This is a genomic window from Autumnicola psychrophila (assembly GCF_031846645.1).
Classification (GTDB): domain Bacteria; phylum Bacteroidota; class Bacteroidia; order Flavobacteriales; family Flavobacteriaceae; genus Autumnicola; species Autumnicola psychrophila.
In genome coordinates this window covers 147,517-164,959 of sequence record NZ_JAVRHN010000001.1, presented here as the reverse complement: position 1 = coordinate 164,959, position 17,443 = coordinate 147,517, and the positions used below count along the sequence as shown (strand labels likewise).

The 17,443-nt window shown below is 38.0% G+C and carries 12 protein-coding genes; 4 read left to right on the top strand and 8 right to left on the bottom strand.

The window, feature by feature from the left end:
• Positions 1-132: 132 nt before the first annotated feature.
• From RM541_RS00755 to RM541_RS00740, 4 genes are all read right to left on the bottom strand, one after another.
• Positions 133-1,671 (bottom strand): tyrosine-type recombinase/integrase, encoded by a 1,539-nt coding sequence (locus RM541_RS00755; RefSeq protein WP_311498326.1) that lies wholly within the window; start codon positions 1,669-1,671, stop codon positions 133-135.
• Between the two features lie 86 nt (positions 1,672-1,757).
• Positions 1,758-2,606 (bottom strand): universal stress protein, encoded by an 849-nt coding sequence (locus RM541_RS00750; protein ID WP_311498325.1) that lies wholly within the window; start codon positions 2,604-2,606, stop codon positions 1,758-1,760.
• A gap of 360 nt (positions 2,607-2,966) precedes the next feature.
• Positions 2,967-3,488, bottom strand: a complete 522-nt coding sequence (locus RM541_RS00745) for a hypothetical protein (RefSeq protein WP_311498324.1) — start codon at positions 3,486-3,488, stop codon at positions 2,967-2,969.
• A 40-nt stretch (positions 3,489-3,528) separates the two neighbouring features.
• Positions 3,529-4,686 (bottom strand): zinc-dependent alcohol dehydrogenase, encoded by a 1,158-nt coding sequence (locus RM541_RS00740; protein ID WP_311498323.1) that lies wholly within the window; start codon positions 4,684-4,686, stop codon positions 3,529-3,531.
• A 331-nt stretch (positions 4,687-5,017) separates the two neighbouring features.
• On the opposite strand from RM541_RS00740, the gene RM541_RS00735 reads away from it, so the two are divergent.
• Positions 5,018-5,557 (top strand): HD domain-containing protein, encoded by a 540-nt coding sequence (locus RM541_RS00735; protein ID WP_311498322.1) that lies wholly within the window; start codon positions 5,018-5,020, stop codon positions 5,555-5,557.
• Positions 5,558-5,597: 40 nt separating this feature from the next.
• On the opposite strand, the gene RM541_RS00730 is transcribed toward RM541_RS00735, so the two are convergent.
• The gene (locus RM541_RS00730; protein WP_311498321.1) at positions 5,598-6,074 is read right to left on the bottom strand and encodes a hypothetical protein; all 477 of its coding nucleotides are present in this window, start codon (positions 6,072-6,074) and stop codon (positions 5,598-5,600) included.
• A gap of 152 nt (positions 6,075-6,226) precedes the next feature.
• Here RM541_RS00730 and RM541_RS00725 point away from each other — a divergent pair, with 152 nt between their 5' ends.
• A complete protein-coding gene (locus tag RM541_RS00725) occupies positions 6,227-6,994 on the top strand; it encodes an XRE family transcriptional regulator (protein ID WP_311498320.1) in 768 nt (255 codons plus the stop codon).
• A 579-nt stretch (positions 6,995-7,573) separates the two neighbouring features.
• Here the strand turns inward: RM541_RS00725 and RM541_RS00720 are convergent.
• From RM541_RS00720 to RM541_RS00710, 3 genes are read right to left on the bottom strand one after another with little or no spacing between them, the layout of a single operon-like run.
• Complete coding sequence (locus RM541_RS00720; RefSeq protein ID WP_311498319.1) at positions 7,574-9,196, bottom strand: OmpA family protein; 1,623 nt, start codon at positions 9,194-9,196, stop codon at positions 7,574-7,576.
• Positions 9,197-9,208: 12 nt separating this feature from the next.
• Positions 9,209-10,144 (bottom strand): PorP/SprF family type IX secretion system membrane protein, encoded by a 936-nt coding sequence (locus RM541_RS00715; RefSeq protein ID WP_311498318.1) that lies wholly within the window; start codon positions 10,142-10,144, stop codon positions 9,209-9,211.
• A 22-nt stretch (positions 10,145-10,166) separates the two neighbouring features.
• Complete coding sequence (locus RM541_RS00710; RefSeq protein ID WP_311498317.1) at positions 10,167-14,942, bottom strand: T9SS type B sorting domain-containing protein; 4,776 nt, start codon at positions 14,940-14,942, stop codon at positions 10,167-10,169.
• Between the two features lie 385 nt (positions 14,943-15,327).
• Between RM541_RS00710 and RM541_RS00705 the strand changes: the two genes are divergently transcribed.
• Both RM541_RS00705 and radC read left to right on the top strand, forming a co-directional pair.
• Positions 15,328-16,686 (top strand): UDP-N-acetylmuramate--L-alanine ligase, encoded by a 1,359-nt coding sequence (locus tag RM541_RS00705; RefSeq protein ID WP_311498316.1) that lies wholly within the window; start codon positions 15,328-15,330, stop codon positions 16,684-16,686.
• Between the two features lie 64 nt (positions 16,687-16,750).
• The gene (radC, locus tag RM541_RS00700; RefSeq protein ID WP_432264653.1) at positions 16,751-17,443 is read left to right on the top strand and encodes a RadC family protein; all 693 of its coding nucleotides are present in this window, start codon (positions 16,751-16,753) and stop codon (positions 17,441-17,443) included.

Sequence of the window (17,443 nt, the reverse complement as noted above, 5' to 3'; positions counted from 1 at the left end):
TGATATCGATTTCCAGAAATTCCTTTAAGGAGCATAACTTTAAAATTGGTAGCTGTAACTGGTTATATTCAATATTTTTCGGCTTCATATTTTTAGATTGATATGATTCACAATATTTCCATTTAAGTAGAGTTAATTTTTAGCCGCCAGTTTTTCGTATAAGTCAGCTATTTGTTGAGCGCTATCCATAGCAGATTTACCTATATATCCTAAAAACATTTTTTCAGTACTATGTGCGGTGATTCTCATTAATAATGGTGTGGGAATTATACCGTATTGGTTAGTTGCAAAAGTCCTGCGACATACGTGAGAAGTAATCAATTCGTGTTTGGGAAAAGTGCCAGTTATTTTCCTTTTAGTGCCTTTCTTTTTATACCGGCCTTTTTCGTCTTTTTCAAGTATTTCTCCATTTTCATCAAGCATAACAATTTTTGCTCCTTCTGTAAGTGAATTTATTCCAGCCGTTTTACATAGAATTTTTAAATCGTTATTAAAATTTTGAAGGGCTATGGTGTAGGGGAGTCCTTCCTTTAAAATTTCTTTAGTGGTGGGAAGCACAGGTATAGTAACATTTTTACCTGTCTTTTGTTGTTTCAGTTCAATTAATTCCAAACCATTTCTTGTGATAAAATTATCTTTCGATAGTCGAAGTAGATCACCTCCTCTTTGACCAATATTGCATCCTAATAAAAGCCATTTTCTAATATTTTTAAGACTTTCAGATTCTAATTCGGCCTTCTCAATTCTATGAAGTTCTTTTGGAGTTAAATATATGATGAAGTCATTTTTTGTTTTTCCTCCTTTAACCTTCTTAAGTTGATGACTAACTTCTAAACCATTTATTTCGGCATCCGCACAAACTGATTTGAGATCATCAATTTTTTTTCTTGCATAACCCTCAGAATAATTTTGTGAACTGAGCAGCCAATCCAAAAACTGTCTGCCAAATTTGATGTCTACATCTTTCACCCGATATTTTTTACGGCCCTGGTACTTTTTAAAAATGTTCAAAAGATTTTTATAGGATTTAACCCTGCTTATAGATATTCCCAGGCCTCCTCGAGCATTTTCTCGGGTATGAGCATTGTCTATTACTTCTTGAATACAATCTGTTATTAAATCACTTTTAATTTCTTCATGTTCATCTTCCTCGGGATTGTAAAAATCATTAAGGATTTCTTTAAGCCAATATTTCTGTTCAGGTTTGGGTTTTTGCTCTTTATACTTAGAAAGAAGAAATTTTTCTAATTCGGATAGCTTTGAATTAACTTCGGCTATTTTTCTTTTGTCAACTGCATCTACGCCCCGCTTTTTATGCCTTATAGTTTTCCAATACTCTTTTGTAACCTCCAGCTCTGATTTAGCTTCAAATTGAAACTTTTTGTTATTCTTATCATTATCTTGTAGGCGCACTGTAAGTGGAGCATGTTGCTTCCTGGAACGGTAAAGAAAATATATTGTAGCCATAAGGAATATATTCAATAAATATAAAGATAAGACATATTCATTTTTGTTGTACGCAAATTGTACGCAAGGGATCAATTTAAAAGAATTTAAAGCACTCCATATCAACTTACTTTGGGACAACATAGTGCCGCGAGCTATTGATTTTATTAAGCTTATACTGGTTTTTGTTGATGTCGGAAACGGAATTAAATTGTTTGGCAACACTACCGTCCCGAGTACTTAAAGCCTTGTTAATCATCTGATTTTCAAGGCTTTTTTGTTTCAAAATTGATAATTCAGCTGCTATGAATCTACTTTTCTTCCGGTAAAACCAGAAACGGAAATGCGAGGTGATGGTCAATTTTTTTAACCACAGGCTCCCTAAATATTTTTTCGAAGAATTCATGTTTATAATAAATCATTGAAAGTAAATTAATTCCTTTGGTTTTTATATAATCCGAAATCGTTTTTGAAATTTCTTCATCAGAAGATAAATAGATAATATGTGTATCTATCCCTTTCAGAAGCTTTCTCAAGTTATTGCGGTTTTCTATCTGTTTTTTATTTAATTCTTCCTCTTCTCCTACATAAATGATGGAGATACTGGATTCAAAAGATGTTGCGAGTTCAATAAGCGGTTTTAGTATGGCAGAGGAAAAAGGTTTTCGGAACTCTGTGGCAAGAGCCAGCTTTTGAGGTGAGGTAAAGTCCCTCTCCTTAGGTACTACAAGTAAGGGGCAGGCAAGCGACTCCTCGATAAGTTTACTGGTATTGCTCCCTATAAAACCATCCACAACACCAGAATGACCGCGGGTGCCCATTACAACAAAATCAATATTCTTTTTTATGACTACAGCCGGAAGTGCAGTAACAAGAGCCTGATCTGAAGTGAAGATCTCGAACTGATGATTTTCTCTGCCGGAATCCCTAACAATATTATGCATAACTTCTTTACATCCTTCCAGAGATTTTGCTTTTAATTGCGGAATTAGTTTATAATCTTCCTCGTTTACAATACGATAAACAGAGGTGTCTCTTTTGTCCCCAAAGAAATTTGAAATGTAGAATTTGCATTCTTCATTTTTAAACAGGCGTGTTGCATAATAGAGTGCACAGTAAGCTTCCTTGGAAAAGTCGGTGGCAAAAAGAATATTTTTCATAACAACAGTATAAAGGTTAATATTTTCTGCTTTATCCGTAATAAAGGTAATATAGAAGTTACCTACTAAAAATGATGTAAATCATATATCACTAATATTCTGATTTCATGCAATTTATAAGATATCAAGGTCGTCTTTAGCCTGGTTCTGCGTTTGCTTCCGGAAAGCGATAAACTGTTTGTCAAGATTACATGCTGAAAGTGTTTCAGCTTGATATCCGGCAACTCTAAAGCTGAGAATATGGTTTATATGAATTTTTAAAAACTTAAAATTAGGTAGTAGGTTTAAACTTTGGAGCATAAAAAAAGGTTGTAGCTCATAAGAGACTACAACCTTTTAAATAAAATAAAGGGCTGTTATTTACTTCTTGCTCTTTCGGGAAAGCAATAGAACAGCTGCAGAAGCTACAGCGGCAACGGTAGCTGTTTTAACAATGAAATTTTTACGGTTGTATTTCCATTCAGATTTTAGTCCGCGTTCTTCAAAGAAATTAGGAATATAGCCTTGTTTCAGGTCATCTAGAACTCCTTCAACCATATCAATACGATCTGCCAATATTAAGGGCACCCATCGTCCTAAGCTGGATTCACTTTTCTTAAATGCATGCCTTCGAATCATTCCGCTAAGCCCACGGGGAGGTGCTGCGGTACCAAAAACAGCTGTTATATTAGGCCGCTCTACCGAGTGCAGCACTTCTATATCGATTGCTTGTTGTTCCGATCGCTCCCAGGAGTAACCTTTAATCTCTTCGTCTGTACGCTTTTTAAGTGGGTAAGTGGGATCGTTTTTAGGGTCTATATCAATTCCCCATCCTTTTATATGGCTGTGATCTCCGCCCCTATTGTTTTTAAAATCTTCAGGACTGGTTTCATCTGTAGTCATAATCAATTCTTTTTAATTAATAGTTTAGGCTTGTTTTTGCTTAAATTCCGGCGGCAGGAGGGATAAGTACCGGTTTAATACAATTATCAAGTTTAGATGAAAAGATATGATAACCTTCTGCCACTTCTTCCAAAGGTATGCGGTGAGTAATGATCGCCTTAGGATCCAGGACACCGTTTTTCACGTGCTCTATCATTTTAGGTAATAATCTTTTTACTGAAGCCTGATTGGCTCTTATAGTTATCCCCTTGTTAAGCACATTCCCAATAGGAACAAGCGCATCTACCGGTCCATATACTCCTACGATGGAGACAATTCCTCCTTTTTTTACTGAATTTATCGCCCAGTGAAGTGCGGTTGTAGACCCACCCTGAAGAAGTAACTTTCTTCCCATAAGCGAATTTACTTTGTTTCCTGCAGCCTCAGCACCTACTGCATCTATACATACATCGGCGCCCAGAGAGTCTGTTTGTTGCTTAATGAACACAACCGGATCTTCCAGTTCCTGAAAGTTGAAGACTTCGCACTGCGCATATTCCTTCACAAACTCCAGCCGGTAATCCAGCTTGTCAATTACAATTACACGGCCTGCTCCAAATAACCATGCGCTTTTTGCAGCCATAATTCCTATAGGGCCCGCACCAAAAACAACAACGGTATCTCCTTCCTGGATACCTCCCATTTCTGCAGCCTGATAGCCAGTAGGAACAACATCTGTTAAAAGAACGGCATCATCTGGGTCCATCCATTCAGGAATAACAGTTGGGCCAACATCAGCATAAGGAACACGCACATATTCTGCCTGCCCTCCATGATAACCGCCGGTGGTGTGAGAATATCCAAATATCCCTCCTGCGGCTGTAGATTGTGGATTCGCTTCGTGACAATTTCCGTACAGCTCCTGTTTGCAAAATGCACATTTTCCGCAGGCAATATTAAAAGGAACCATCACCTTGTCCCCAACTTTAAGATTTTCTACAGATGATCCTGTCTCTACCACTTCTCCTATAAACTCATGGCCAAAAGTTGTTCCCACTCTCGTATCTGGAACAAGCCCGTGATAAAGATGAAGATCCGATCCACAAATACAGGAGCGGAGTACTTTTACTATCGCATCTTCGGGATGTTCAATTTCAGGATAGGGTAGGTTTTTGTCGGCGCGGATACGAAATGGTCCGCGATAATTTACTGCTAACATAATTTTCTCAGTTTAGTTAAATATTTTCTTTTTCAGCTAAACAAATCAACATTACGGGGAGATGGAAGAGTTGATTGCTTCTAATTTTTATTAAATTACAAAAAGCATATGCTGAAGGAAAGTATTTAACGTTACTTTAAATTAGTTTTCATATTAATCTTAATAGCCAATATGGGCATTTTTAGGTACTTGTTTTACGACAGTAAAAAAAAATCTGTAATTTAAACCAGTACATTGAGAAAAGAAGAAGAGTGATTTGCTGAAAGAATGAAGATCAAAATAATTCGAAGCCACTGGATTTACGATTAAATGATCTTAAAGAGTAGAAAATATGGAAGAAGAAGCGCTTGAATTTGCGCGGCAGGCACATGGCGAGCAACAACGAAAGTACACAAAAGAGCTTTATATAGAACATCCAAAACGGGTGGCAATGATGGTGACTACAGTTCCTCATTCCACCGCCATGATTTGCGCTGCTTACCTGCATGATGTGGTGGAAGATACCCACGTATCTGTAAAAGATATTGAACGCAGGTTTGGGCGGGAAGTTGCGGGACTGGTGCAGGAGCTTACCGATCAATATGTTAAGGAAAATTATGAGCACCTGAACCGGAAAAAACGGAAGGAGAGAGAGGTGGCAAGACAGTCAAAAATGAGTGCCGAAGCCAAAACCATTAAACTTGCTGATGTTATAGACAATACCCGGGATATTATTAAGAACGACCGTAATTTTGCACGTCGCTATATCCCCGAAATGGAAGCTTTAACTGAAGCGTTGCAGGGCGGTGATTTTAAATTACTGATGCGGGCCTGTTTTGAAGTGCAGCGCGCAAAATATCTATTGAAAGGAAAAGAAGATGTCCTTCTTTAACCAATGATTTTTTTTAGAAACTTCAGAAAGCTGTAGTAAGTTACTCACAAGGTACAGTTTCCGGGACCGTGGTCAACATAACCTCCTGGGGATCGCGCCGATTAATGTTGATAAGCTCTACATTTTGAATACTGTAGTTAAGGTCAATATCCCCCTGGCAAAGTTGACCGTTGTTATCAGAATCCCATTCGATTTCCAGATAAAAACGAGCATTATTATTATCTGCTAGGTCTGGAATGGGAGCATAGGGATCTTCCGGGATTTCCATTCTTATTTGGGAAGGCAGCTCTTCTACTTCATAGTTTTGACTTGCCAGTAGTACTTCAGTAGCATTAGTTATTGTGTCGTTTACACCATACAGATTTAGTGTGAAAGCAGGATTGGTAAAAGTAAGATCCTCGTTGCTGTTTAAATCCAGCATGATAAAGTTTACATCGGCATCATCTATATCGGTGTCACAGGAAAATACCAGGAAAACGATAAAAAAAGAGAAAAATAGGATTTTGATCTTTTTCATTTTAAAGTAATTTTTCAATTAAGCGTTTTTATTTTTTAGAGAAGATAAGTCATTCCATTTCAATTTAAAAATATTAATAATAATATTAAGAAATGGGAAAAATTCCACCATAATAGAAATTGTATTGGATTATTTCCTAAATTAGCACGACTATGGGAACACCTGCAACAATTGAAATCAAGCACTTTAAGGAAGTAAGAGAGGAGAACAATTTTACACAATCTGAATTTGCTGACCTCCTCGGAATAAAAAATTCTACAGCTGATATTGAGCGTGGACGTACTAAACTTTCCGGAAAAGTAGTTGCCGAACTTTTAAGGCAATTTGGAGTAAATCCGCTGTGGCTTTTTGGAGACAGTGGTCAAAAGTACCTGCAAATTACCAAGGGAGATGTGAGTCCAAAGGTAATTACTGTGAACAGCTCCGATAGTGAGAATATCCTTATGGTGAACCAGAAGGCAGCAGCCGGTTATCCTCACAATGTTCAGGATGTGGAATGGTACAATCAATTACCGGCATTTGATATCCCGCTCCCCGAATTCAGAAATGCCACCTACAGAGGTTTTCAGGTGGAAGGAGATAGTATGTTGCCTAATTACAGACCCGGAGAATGGGTAATGGCTAAGGCGATTGGTGGTATTGATGAGGCAAGCAACAATAAGGTCTATGTTGTAGTGCTTTACGACTCTGTACTCATCAAAAAACTGCAAAAATTGCCTGATCCTTCTAAGTTATTATTGATTTCATTAAATGAAGAGTATTTGCCTTTGGAGGTGAAGGTGAACGACATTCAGGAACTTTGGCAGGTAAACAGTAAGCTTACTTTTAATCTCGATAATCCTTCAGAAAGTGGACTCTTTCAGCAATTACAGCAATCTATGGAAGAGCTTAAGAAGGAATTGCGATCCTTCAGGAAATAGGAGCCACATATATTTGCCGAAAATTGCCATTTTTTATGGTCAACTTCTTTTAATCTTATTCGGTAATTATTTTCAGTTTTTTTTCTTCTGACACTGAAGAATTAATACTATAAAGAGGGCCTGAAAATGGCAAATATCGCTCTGCAGTATTGTCTGTCATTTAATCATGTTCGAAAACGTAAGAAAAACTTGAAGCATTGGCATCTGGATCTTTTCGACAGATCATAACGATGGAAATAACTGCTCAAAAATGGCTATTATCGAAGTATGGTTTTTCTGTAGCTTAAAATGTGGGCTATTTTTTGGCAAATGGGGATTTCATGATCTGTTTCAGCAAAATTTATATAAGAATTCTTCCGAAGAAAGAGAAATTTAGAATAAATAAACATTAACTCTTATTTAAAAAACCCTGCCTGGAATGGATATTTTAGGAGGTATTGAAAATGGCAATTTTCGACCTATAGTATTCAGCCAATTAAAAATGGGGAATAAAAAAAGCCCCGAATCCGGGGCTCTTCTTAATTAATTGGTTGGTAATTGGAAATTTGTAATTTTGAAGATTTATCTTTCCAAATTTAACTATTTAGTCTCTTCCTCAACAACTTCTTCCATGGTAGAGAATGTAATAACGCTTCTACGGTTTTGAGCATATTCTGCTTCAGTACAACCGGTAGCATCGGTACAATCGTTCACTGGTCGTGATTCACCATAACCTATGGTGCTGATGTCACTGGCAGCTATACCATGTTCTACCAAGTAATTCTTAGTAGACTCAGCTCTTCTTTGTGATAAATCCATGTTATATTCATCAGTACCTCTCGCATCTGCGTGAGAAGCAATCTGAATTTCGGTGGCTTCACTACTCTTAAGAATGTCGATGATTTGATCCAGTACTTGCTGATATTCAGGAGTAATATTGGATTTATCGAACGCAAAATAGATTCTGTCTTCATGCGGAATTTCGATCTCCACAGTTTTCTTAATATACTGTGCTCTTGTGAACGAGTAGAGGTTGTCGTTTCCACTTCGGTTAGAAGCAAGGAAACCTTTTTTCTCACCTTCCTTAATGATAAAAGCAAAATCATCATATGGGCTGTTAAGCGAATTTCCCAGGTTTTCTGCTTCACTATAATCTCCTTCAGATTTGTAAATGTCAAGATTACCAAAACCTAAATGGCCATCTGAAGCGAAGTAAAGCGTGTTGTTTTCACTTACAAAAGGAAACTGTTCTCTATGCTCTGTATTAATACCAGGTCCAAGATTTTCCGGAGTTCCGAAAGTTCCATCCTCGTTAACAGCTACTTTGTAAAGGTCAAAAGATCCCTCTCCTCCAGGCATGTCGCTGGCAAAGAAAAGTGTCGAGCCATCGGGACTTAAAGCCGGGTGCTCTACAGAATATTCTTCGCTGCTAAATGGAATTTTTTCAGGTTCACCCCATGCGCCGTCTACCATTTGCGATCTGAAGATGCTGATATGGGCAACTCTTATTCCGCTGGTATCCTTAAATCTTTTCTCGTTAGTACGATCGAAGTAAACTGTTTGTCCATCCTGAGAAAATGCTGCTGAACTTTCGTGCTCGTCTGTATTAATTACATCAGAAAAAAGCACAACATTACTAATTTCCCCTTCTTCAGAAATATTTCCCGAATAAAGGTCCAAAGTGGGCTTTTTATTCCAGGGGTAAATTGGACGAGCTGTGTTTCTTGTTGAAGCAAATGAAATCTGATCTTCCCCAAAATAAGAAATACCAAAATCTGAAGACGTACTATTGTCTGTAGCCAACATGGTTGTTTCATAGATGAAAAGATTGCTTGAATCTACTATACTTGCCTGAAAATCTTCAAAGGCTATTTCTCTATCATAATAGGATGCAAAGTATTTATCTGCCTCATCATCTTGTCCAGCAGCACGAAGGGAATGTGCAAACCTGAATTCATATTCAGGAGCGACGTTCTGTTCATGTCTTAGGAATAACAGTTTGTAAACTTCAGCTGCATTTTGCATTTGATTCGTATAAAAATAGGAATCACCAAGATTTTGAAGCACTTCCTGATTTTTGTCAGCAACATCTTCGTAAGCATCTGCCGCATCAACGTATGCACGTTGAACAAAAAGTTTATCAGCTTTCTTAATTTCAGATTTTTGTCCGAAAGCAGAAATGCTTATTAGTGTTAATAAAATAGTTTTATATATATTTTTCATGTTATGCAGTTTTTAGAAGAATCTAGGTGATTTGTCATATCCTTTGGTAAGCCCGAATAGATCAAAATCAAATAGTACCATGATCTCGTGGGTTCCGTCGCTGTAGTTACCTAAGTTAGAAGTGGTGTAATCATACGCATAACCTACACGAAGTTGTGGTGTGATTTTAAAATTTACCAGGCCGGTAACCGATTCATTGAACCTGTAACCGATACCCGCTTCCAAACGCTCATATAAAAGCACGTTAGCAGTAACATCAACAGATAATGGAGCACCTTCAACTCCTCTGGCCATAAAAGCTGGTTTCAACTTTAGGTTTTGACTTAAATCAAAAACATACCCCCCTGTAAGGAAGTAATGAATGTTTTCTTCTCCTAAAGCCGTAAGACCCTGTTCATTTTCTAAGTGTTTAGAAGTAAAAAGGTTTGGGGCAGATAATCCTAAGTAATAGTTATCACCAAACCAAAATGCTCCAACACCAAACACCGGAAACACTTCGTTGATGTTTTCAAAAGCAGGATCGGTGGGGTCATTAACTATAATTCCAGAAGTATTTGAATCGAAAGTGGAGAGGCCGGCTTTCACTCCAAAGGAGAGATTACTGGTTTCTCCTGTAGGAAGAACATAAGCGAAATCTGCGGTTATGTTGTTTTCCTTTATCCAGCCTCCAATTTCATCATGAACTACAGTTAAACCTAATTCAACTCTTTCACTCACCGGAGTGTGAGCGAAGAAATTGGCGGTGCTTGGTGCACCGTCAATTCCTACCCACTGTGATCTGTAAATCCCACCAAGATTAAGCATACCGGGATTGTCGGTAGCATAAGCCGGGTTAACCACACTCATGTTATACATGTATTGAGTGAAGAGCGGATCCTGTTGAGCCATACCTTTTAGAGAAAAAAGGATAATGCCTGCGAATATTAAATATTTTGTTATTTTTTTCATTTCTATCTAGTATTTATCCTGATTATCTACTTAAGTATATCTTTCCTTGTCTTGGAGCTGTAGTTCCATCGTTAAAATTTACGATGTAGAAATAAACTCCAACAGGTAGCACGTCATCACCAAGAGAACCAGATTCGGTTGATGTACCATTCCAGTCTGGTGTATTGGCATTTCCTTCATAGACGGTGTTACCCCATCTGTTGAAAATTTCAAGGCTATAATTAGGATATTTTTCTGCAATATTTCGAACTGTAAACCTTTCGTTTCTTCCGTCGTCATTCGGTGAAATACCTTCAGGGAATACGAGGTCGCAATCTTCAAGTTGTACAGTATATTCAAGTCTTTGTGAACTTTCACATTCTATAGTTCCATCGTACAAGGCTGCGTAATAAGTAACGCCATCTTCTAATGGAGTGTTAACGCTAAGTGCATCACTACCATCCTCAGAAGCATACCATCTGATATCTCCAGGTTCATTTATCGCTTCATTCAGGTCTGCCAGAGTGTTATTATCGAAGACACATAGTTCAAGCTGGGTCTGGTCAATTGTTGGAGTAGGGGCGTCGTTAATAGCAACCATAAGGATAGCCGCTTCAGAAACACATCCACCTTCTGAACTCATGTCGGTAACATAGTAAGGCTGTTCTACAAGTAAATCTGAAAGCTCTAATTCGTCCGTTAATTCGACATTGGAGTAGTAAGTAATATTATCTCCGCTAACATTCAGACTTGCAACTGTAGCACCTTCTATGGCGCAGAAAGTAAGATCTGTTACTGTTGGTGCTTCTGGAGCAGCATTTACTTCTACAGTCATTGTAGAAGTGCTTGTTCCGCAAAGTTCATTATCAGATTCTACGGAGTACATTACTTCATAAGAACCTTCACCATAAACGGCAGGATCAAAAAGTCCCTCGGTAATAGTGTCGTCACCTAAAGTGAATGTTCCATCCATATCTGCATCTGCAGACAGTTCTCCAAATAGATTAACAGGACCTTCGTTAGAACAAACAGGGACTTCCATATCTGCGCCAGCGTTAGCCGATTCCAGGACTACTACTGTGATGTTAGCTGAGTCTGAACAGTTACCATCACCTGTGCTTACAATGTAAGTGACAATATAGGTATTTGGTTCATATAGAGATGGATCCATCATTCCATTAGCTATAGTATTACCATTAACAGTAAATCTTCCGCCCATATCGGCTTCTTGTCCAAGCAAGTTAAATAAATCCTGAATTCCTTCATTCTGGCAAACAACCAGTTCATCATCTGGATCTGGCCCTGCACTAGGAACAGCTCTTATAGTTAAGAAAAGCGAGGAAGTATCATTACCACATTCGTTTTCTGCAGGAACAGTATAAATAAACTCATACGTATCCGGATCAAATTGTGAAGGATTTACCATCCCGTCTTCAATAACAGATCCATTATATGTCCATTTCCCAGTCATGTCGACGGTATCGTCATCTAATCTTAAGAAAAGATTTTGTCTCCCAGAATTTTGACAAACTGCAAAAGTATCGTCCATTCCTGCATAAGCAGCATCCTGTACCGTTACTGTAAAAGTAATTGAGGCAGAACCTGTAACACAGGAGATATCTTCTTGATCTAAAGAGTAAGTAATTTCATATTCACCTGGTCCCATTGTACCAGGATTGAATGTTCCATCTTCGTATCCTTCAAAAATTCCGAAGTCCGGGTTGTCACCAATAAAATCGGTTAAATCCTGAACACCTGCATTCTGACAAATTGGAGCAGGATTATCAACCGGTGTTAACTCAGCTTCTATTTCATTAATGATTGTTATTTCAATAATAGTAGAAGATTCACAACCTCCGTTAGAAACAGTATAGGTAGTTTCAAACTCCTGGAAAGAAGTTGCTGGATTTGCAAGGTAGGCGGCTATTTGTGCGGCTACTAATTCTGCATCTGGTGTAAATTCACCAGTTAAATCAACATTACCTTCTTCCTCTAAAAGATCATTGAAGAGAGAAACAGCATTATCCGGATTGTCGATTAATTCAAGAACTTCAGAGATACAGTAAGTGCGTTCTATTGTTGCTACTGTATTTGAACCTTCGGTAACTTCAATTTCAAAAGTAGTAGAAGCTGTACCGGTTACACATTCTAAGTTGTCACCATTCACAGTGTAGGTTGCTTCATAAGTACCCACGCCCATAGTTGAAGGATCAAAAGTAGTAGCCGGATTTCCATCTACGGTGAAAGTTCCACCTGGTGTAGTATTTCCAATTAATAAAGTGCTTAATGTAATTGTGCCTGCTTCAGTACAAGTAGGGTAATCGTTAATATCTTCAACAATAGCTTCGCTGATCTCATCTGTAACTTCAATTTCAAAAGTTGTAGAAGCTGTACCAGTCACACATTCCAATTCATCACCATTAACAGTGTAGGTTACTTCATAAGTACCTACGGCCATAGTTGCAGGATCAAAAGTTGTAACAGATGTTCCGTTTACAGTAAAAGTTCCACCAGTAGTAGTATCTCCAACTAACAATGTAGCTAGAGTGATAGTGCTTGCTTGAGTACAAGTATCAAAGTCAGCAATATCCTGAACAATTGCTTCGCTGATTTCATCTGTAACTTCTATTTCAAAAGTTGTAGAAGCTGTACCAGTCACACATTCTAATTCATCACCATTCACAGTGTAGGTTACTTCATAAGTACCTACGCCCATAGTTGCAGGATCAAAAGTTGTAGCAGGTGTTCCGTTTACAGTAAAAGTTCCACCAGTAGTAGTATCTCCAACTAACAACGTGGCTAGAGTGATAGTGCTTGCTTGAGTACAAGTATCAAAGTCAGCAATATCCTGAACAACTGCTTCGCTGATTTCATCTGTAACTTCTATTTCAAAAGTTGTAGAAGCTGTACCAGTCACACATTCTAATTCATCACCATTCACAGTGTAGGTTACTTCATAAGTACCCACGCCCATAGTTGCAGGATCAAAAGTTGTAGCAGGTGTTCCATCTACAGTGAAGGTTCCACCAGTAGTAGTATCTCCAACTAACAATGTGGCTAGAGTGATAGTGCTTGCTTGAGTACAAGTGTCAAAATCAGCAATATCCTGAACAACAGCTTCACTTTCGTTAACTACTGTAATATCAAATTCGATAAAGTCAGAGCCGCTAATACAAGCTGTGCCTTCGTTGTCTGCGCTAACCGTATAAGTTATTGTATAGGTGGTAACATCAGATGGCGTAAAATTCCCATCTTCTAAAAGTTCACCAGCTACATTAGTGAACTCTCCTCTTTCATTAGGATTAAGACTTAAATAGGTAAAGAGGTTAACTGCCTCGTCACCGGTACATAATGTGAAATCTTCGATTTCTCCTGCATCAGCTTCAATTGTTTCTTCTATAGTTAAAATGATTTCAGCTGAATCCTGGCATTCATCTTCTCCTACAGTATATATAGTATTAACCTCAATAGGCCAAGTATCAGTTGCAAGTTGAGTTAGAATACTCTGCAGTGGCTCACCAGTAAAAGTACCACCTGTATCTCTGTCCCCAATAAAACTTGCAAAAAACTCTTCAGGATCTTGAGTAGGATTTTGTATAAACTCAGCAGCCAAAGTCTGAATTTCTGACTCGCAGAAAATTGTGTCAACATCATCACCGGCATTTGGTCCTTCTTCAATATTTACTCCCAGTAACACTTCGTCCTCGCAACCATTTTCAAAAATTGCCGTATATGTGGTTTGGAAAGAGTTAGGAGAACCATCGTAATCATCAACTATACTTTGAAGTGAAGGAGAAAAAGTTCCTCCTGTCGGAACTCCATCTATTAAAAGACTTTCAAAATAAACGCGTGCATTCCCGGTGGAATTTAACTGACTATCTGCTTCAGCTGTACAGAGAATATTATTTGTGCTCTCTGGTCCGGCATCTGCGGCTGTAACTGACACATTAACAGGAGTTCTATCTGTACTTTCGCAAGTCACACCAACGTTGGAAAGAAAGTAAGTCGTTCCGTCTTCCAGTAAAGTGTTTTCACTCAATTCGACTTGTGAAGCCGCTGTAGGATAATATCTGTTATCTCCTTCAGCTACAATGTCAGCTAGAGTTGGTTCGTCATTTGCACAGAAAAGCTGTTCTGCATCTGCCTCTGGTGCTTCTACTTCGGTCAACAGGACCCTTGTTCTACTTCTATTAGTAGTACAGTTTAAGTCAGAAGTAGCAGGGTCTTCGTAAACACGAGCTGCATAATAGTAAACACCGTTTTCTAACTCTTCAGTTGAAGGGTTAGAAATTGGTTCAGGTGTGCCGGTTGGAGTACTACTTCGAAACCATTGGATTGTTCCTGCTGGAGCACTTGTTCTAAGGTCAGAAACAAAAATATTTGGATCTTCTACATCAGCAACACAAATTTCTATTGTTCCCAGCGATTGCTTATTGGAAGATTCAGATTGTCTTGTTAATGCATCTTCTTCAACTCCAAGAATTTGAGGTTGATTAAAAATTGTTACTGTAACAGAAGATTGACAACCGTCTACTTCAATATAATAAGTCATTCCGCCAATCAACAAAGTCGTGGCATCCAGTTCATTTGTATAGCTGGCGTCGTCGTAAAAGATGATGTTAGTTCCCTCTACTATGAGATCATTAAGTTCAGCTTCTTGGCTGTCACAGAAATACTGCTGGTTTCCGGCAGTCCCTGTGTTCTGGTCTGTTACTCCACAGCTATCTGTCTGCTGTCCATAGGAGTTGGTTCCAATTAATAGAATAAAGGCAAAAAAGGAAAGATAATTCCCCATGTTACCTAAAGTAAAATTTTGCATAGGCTAGGTGTTAGGTTCAACTATTAGTTTTAGGATTAAACTCAATTAAAAAATTAAGCACAAATATTAGAATAATTTTTAACAATAGGGAATAAAATAACTTTAGGTTTAACAAACATTAATACTATGTCGTCATTTTCCTATTCTTTTTTGTTAAAAAACTGTCTGTGATTGGGGTGTATAACTTCTGAAGTATTTATTTTCAGGATTTTGTTCCATAAATTCGACTGATATCTATTGATATATTAAAAGTTGTTGAACGATTGGGGCTTTATGAGTTTAGGATTAATTTTAAATATTAAAAAATACTAATCCATAAGAGGAAACTAGCCGGTAAGATTTACTTCAGAAAATAAATTAAATTACATTTGTGAAAACTTGCCTTATGAAACTTCATTTTATCGCCATTGGCGGTAGTGCCATGCATGCATTGGCAATAGCATTAAAAGATAAAGGTTATGAAATATCAGGTAGTGATGATGCCATATTTGAACCTTCAAGATCTAAACTTAAGGAAAAAGGTATCCTGCCAGGGGAAGAAGGCTGGTTTCCTTCCAAAGTTAGCTCAGATCTGGATGCTGTTATTTTGGGTATGCATGCAAAAGAGGATAATCCTGAATTAAAAAAGGCAAAAGAGCTTGGACTGCAAATTTTTTCATATCCTGAATTTTTGTTTGAACAGTCCAAAGATAAAACGAGAGTAGTTATAGGGGGGTCCCATGGTAAAACCAGTATTACCTCTATGATTCTTCATGTAATGCATTATCACGATAAAGCTATAGATTATATGGTGGGTGCAGCTTTGGATGGTTATGAAAATTCGGTACACCTCACAGAAGACAATGATTTTATTCTTATAGAAGGAGATGAATATTTGTCTTCTCCAATAGACCTTAGACCTAAATTTCATTTGTATAAGCCTAACATTGCTTTACTCAGTGGTATAGCGTGGGATCATATTAATGTTTTTCCTGATTATGAAGGTTATGTTAAACAATTTGAAGTATTTGTGGACTCAATTGTGAATGGTGGAATTTTGGTATATAATGAAGAAGATACAGAATTGCGAAGAATTGCGGAAGAGACGAAGAATCCGATAAGAAAACATCCTTACCACGCTCCCGAATATTCTATAGAAAATAAAAAAACGATTGTAACCACCCCGGAAGGGGAAATGCCTCTTGAGATCTTCGGAAAACATAACCTGAGCAATCTTGCTGGTGCAAAATGGATTTGCCAGCACATGGGGATTGATGAAGCTGAATTTTATGAGGCAATTGCCACTTTTAGAGGGGCATCGAAGAGATTGGAAAAAATAGCTGAAGCTGATTCAGCTATTATATTTAAAGATTTTGCACATAGCCCTTCTAAAGTAAGAGCTACTACGACAGCTGTAAAAGAGCAATTTTCGAGCCGTAAAGTGGTGGCGTGTCTTGAGTTGCACACCTACAGTAGTTTAAATGCTGATTTCTTAAAGCATTATGAAGGAAGTCTGGACACTGCCGATGAAGCTTTTGTGTTTTATTCACCTGAAGCGGTAAAGCTAAAGAAGCTCGATTCTATTTCTGAAGAGCAAATTTATTCAGCATTTCAAAATGCTCACCTCAAAGTTTTCACAAATCCGGCTCAGCTTCACTCAGCTTTAAAAAACCTGGAACTAAAAAATTCAGTACTTCTTCTAATGAGCAGTGGGAATTATGGTGGGCTGGATTTTGATGAAGTAAGGACCTGGGTTAATAAATAATTCATTTTCAGTGGTTTTAATGCGTCTAAATGAATGCATTTTTTATCTTTAATCTATTATGACCATGGAACGTGAATCAATTAGTATCAAGAATTGGGCAGAGGGAGACCGGCCCCGGGAAAAATTACTTCAGAAGGGCAGAGTAAGTTTAAGTGATTCAGAACTTATAGCAATTCTTATTGGTTCTGGAAACAGGAATGAAAGTGCTGTGGAACTGAGTAAGCGAATCCTGGCTTCAACAAAAAATAATCTGAGTGAACTGGGGAGGCTGGGTATTCCTCAGCTGTGCGAATTTAAGGGAATTGGTACAGCAAAAGCGATTACCATAGTGGCTGCCCTGGAGCTGGGGCGAAGGCGTAGGGTAGAGGAAGCCTTGGATAGAAAAAAGATTACTTCCAGTAATTCTGTGTTCGAATTGATGCAACCGATAATAGGAGAATTACCGCACGAGGAATTTTGGATAGTTTACCTAAATAATTCCAATAAAGTCCTGGATCAGCTTCAGTTAAGCAAAGGGGGAATAACTGGTACGTTGGTGGATGTAAGGATTACCCTTAGAAAAGCATTGGAATTAGGGGCGACTGCTATTATACTTGTACATAATCATCCTTCAGGCAACCTGGCGCCTAGCGCGGCAGATAAGCAGCTAACTCAAAAAATGAAAACAGCCTCTGAAAGCCTGGATATAAAGGTCCTGGACCATATTATTGTTACTGAAAAATCCTACTTTAGCTTCGCAGACGAAGGTATCTTATAA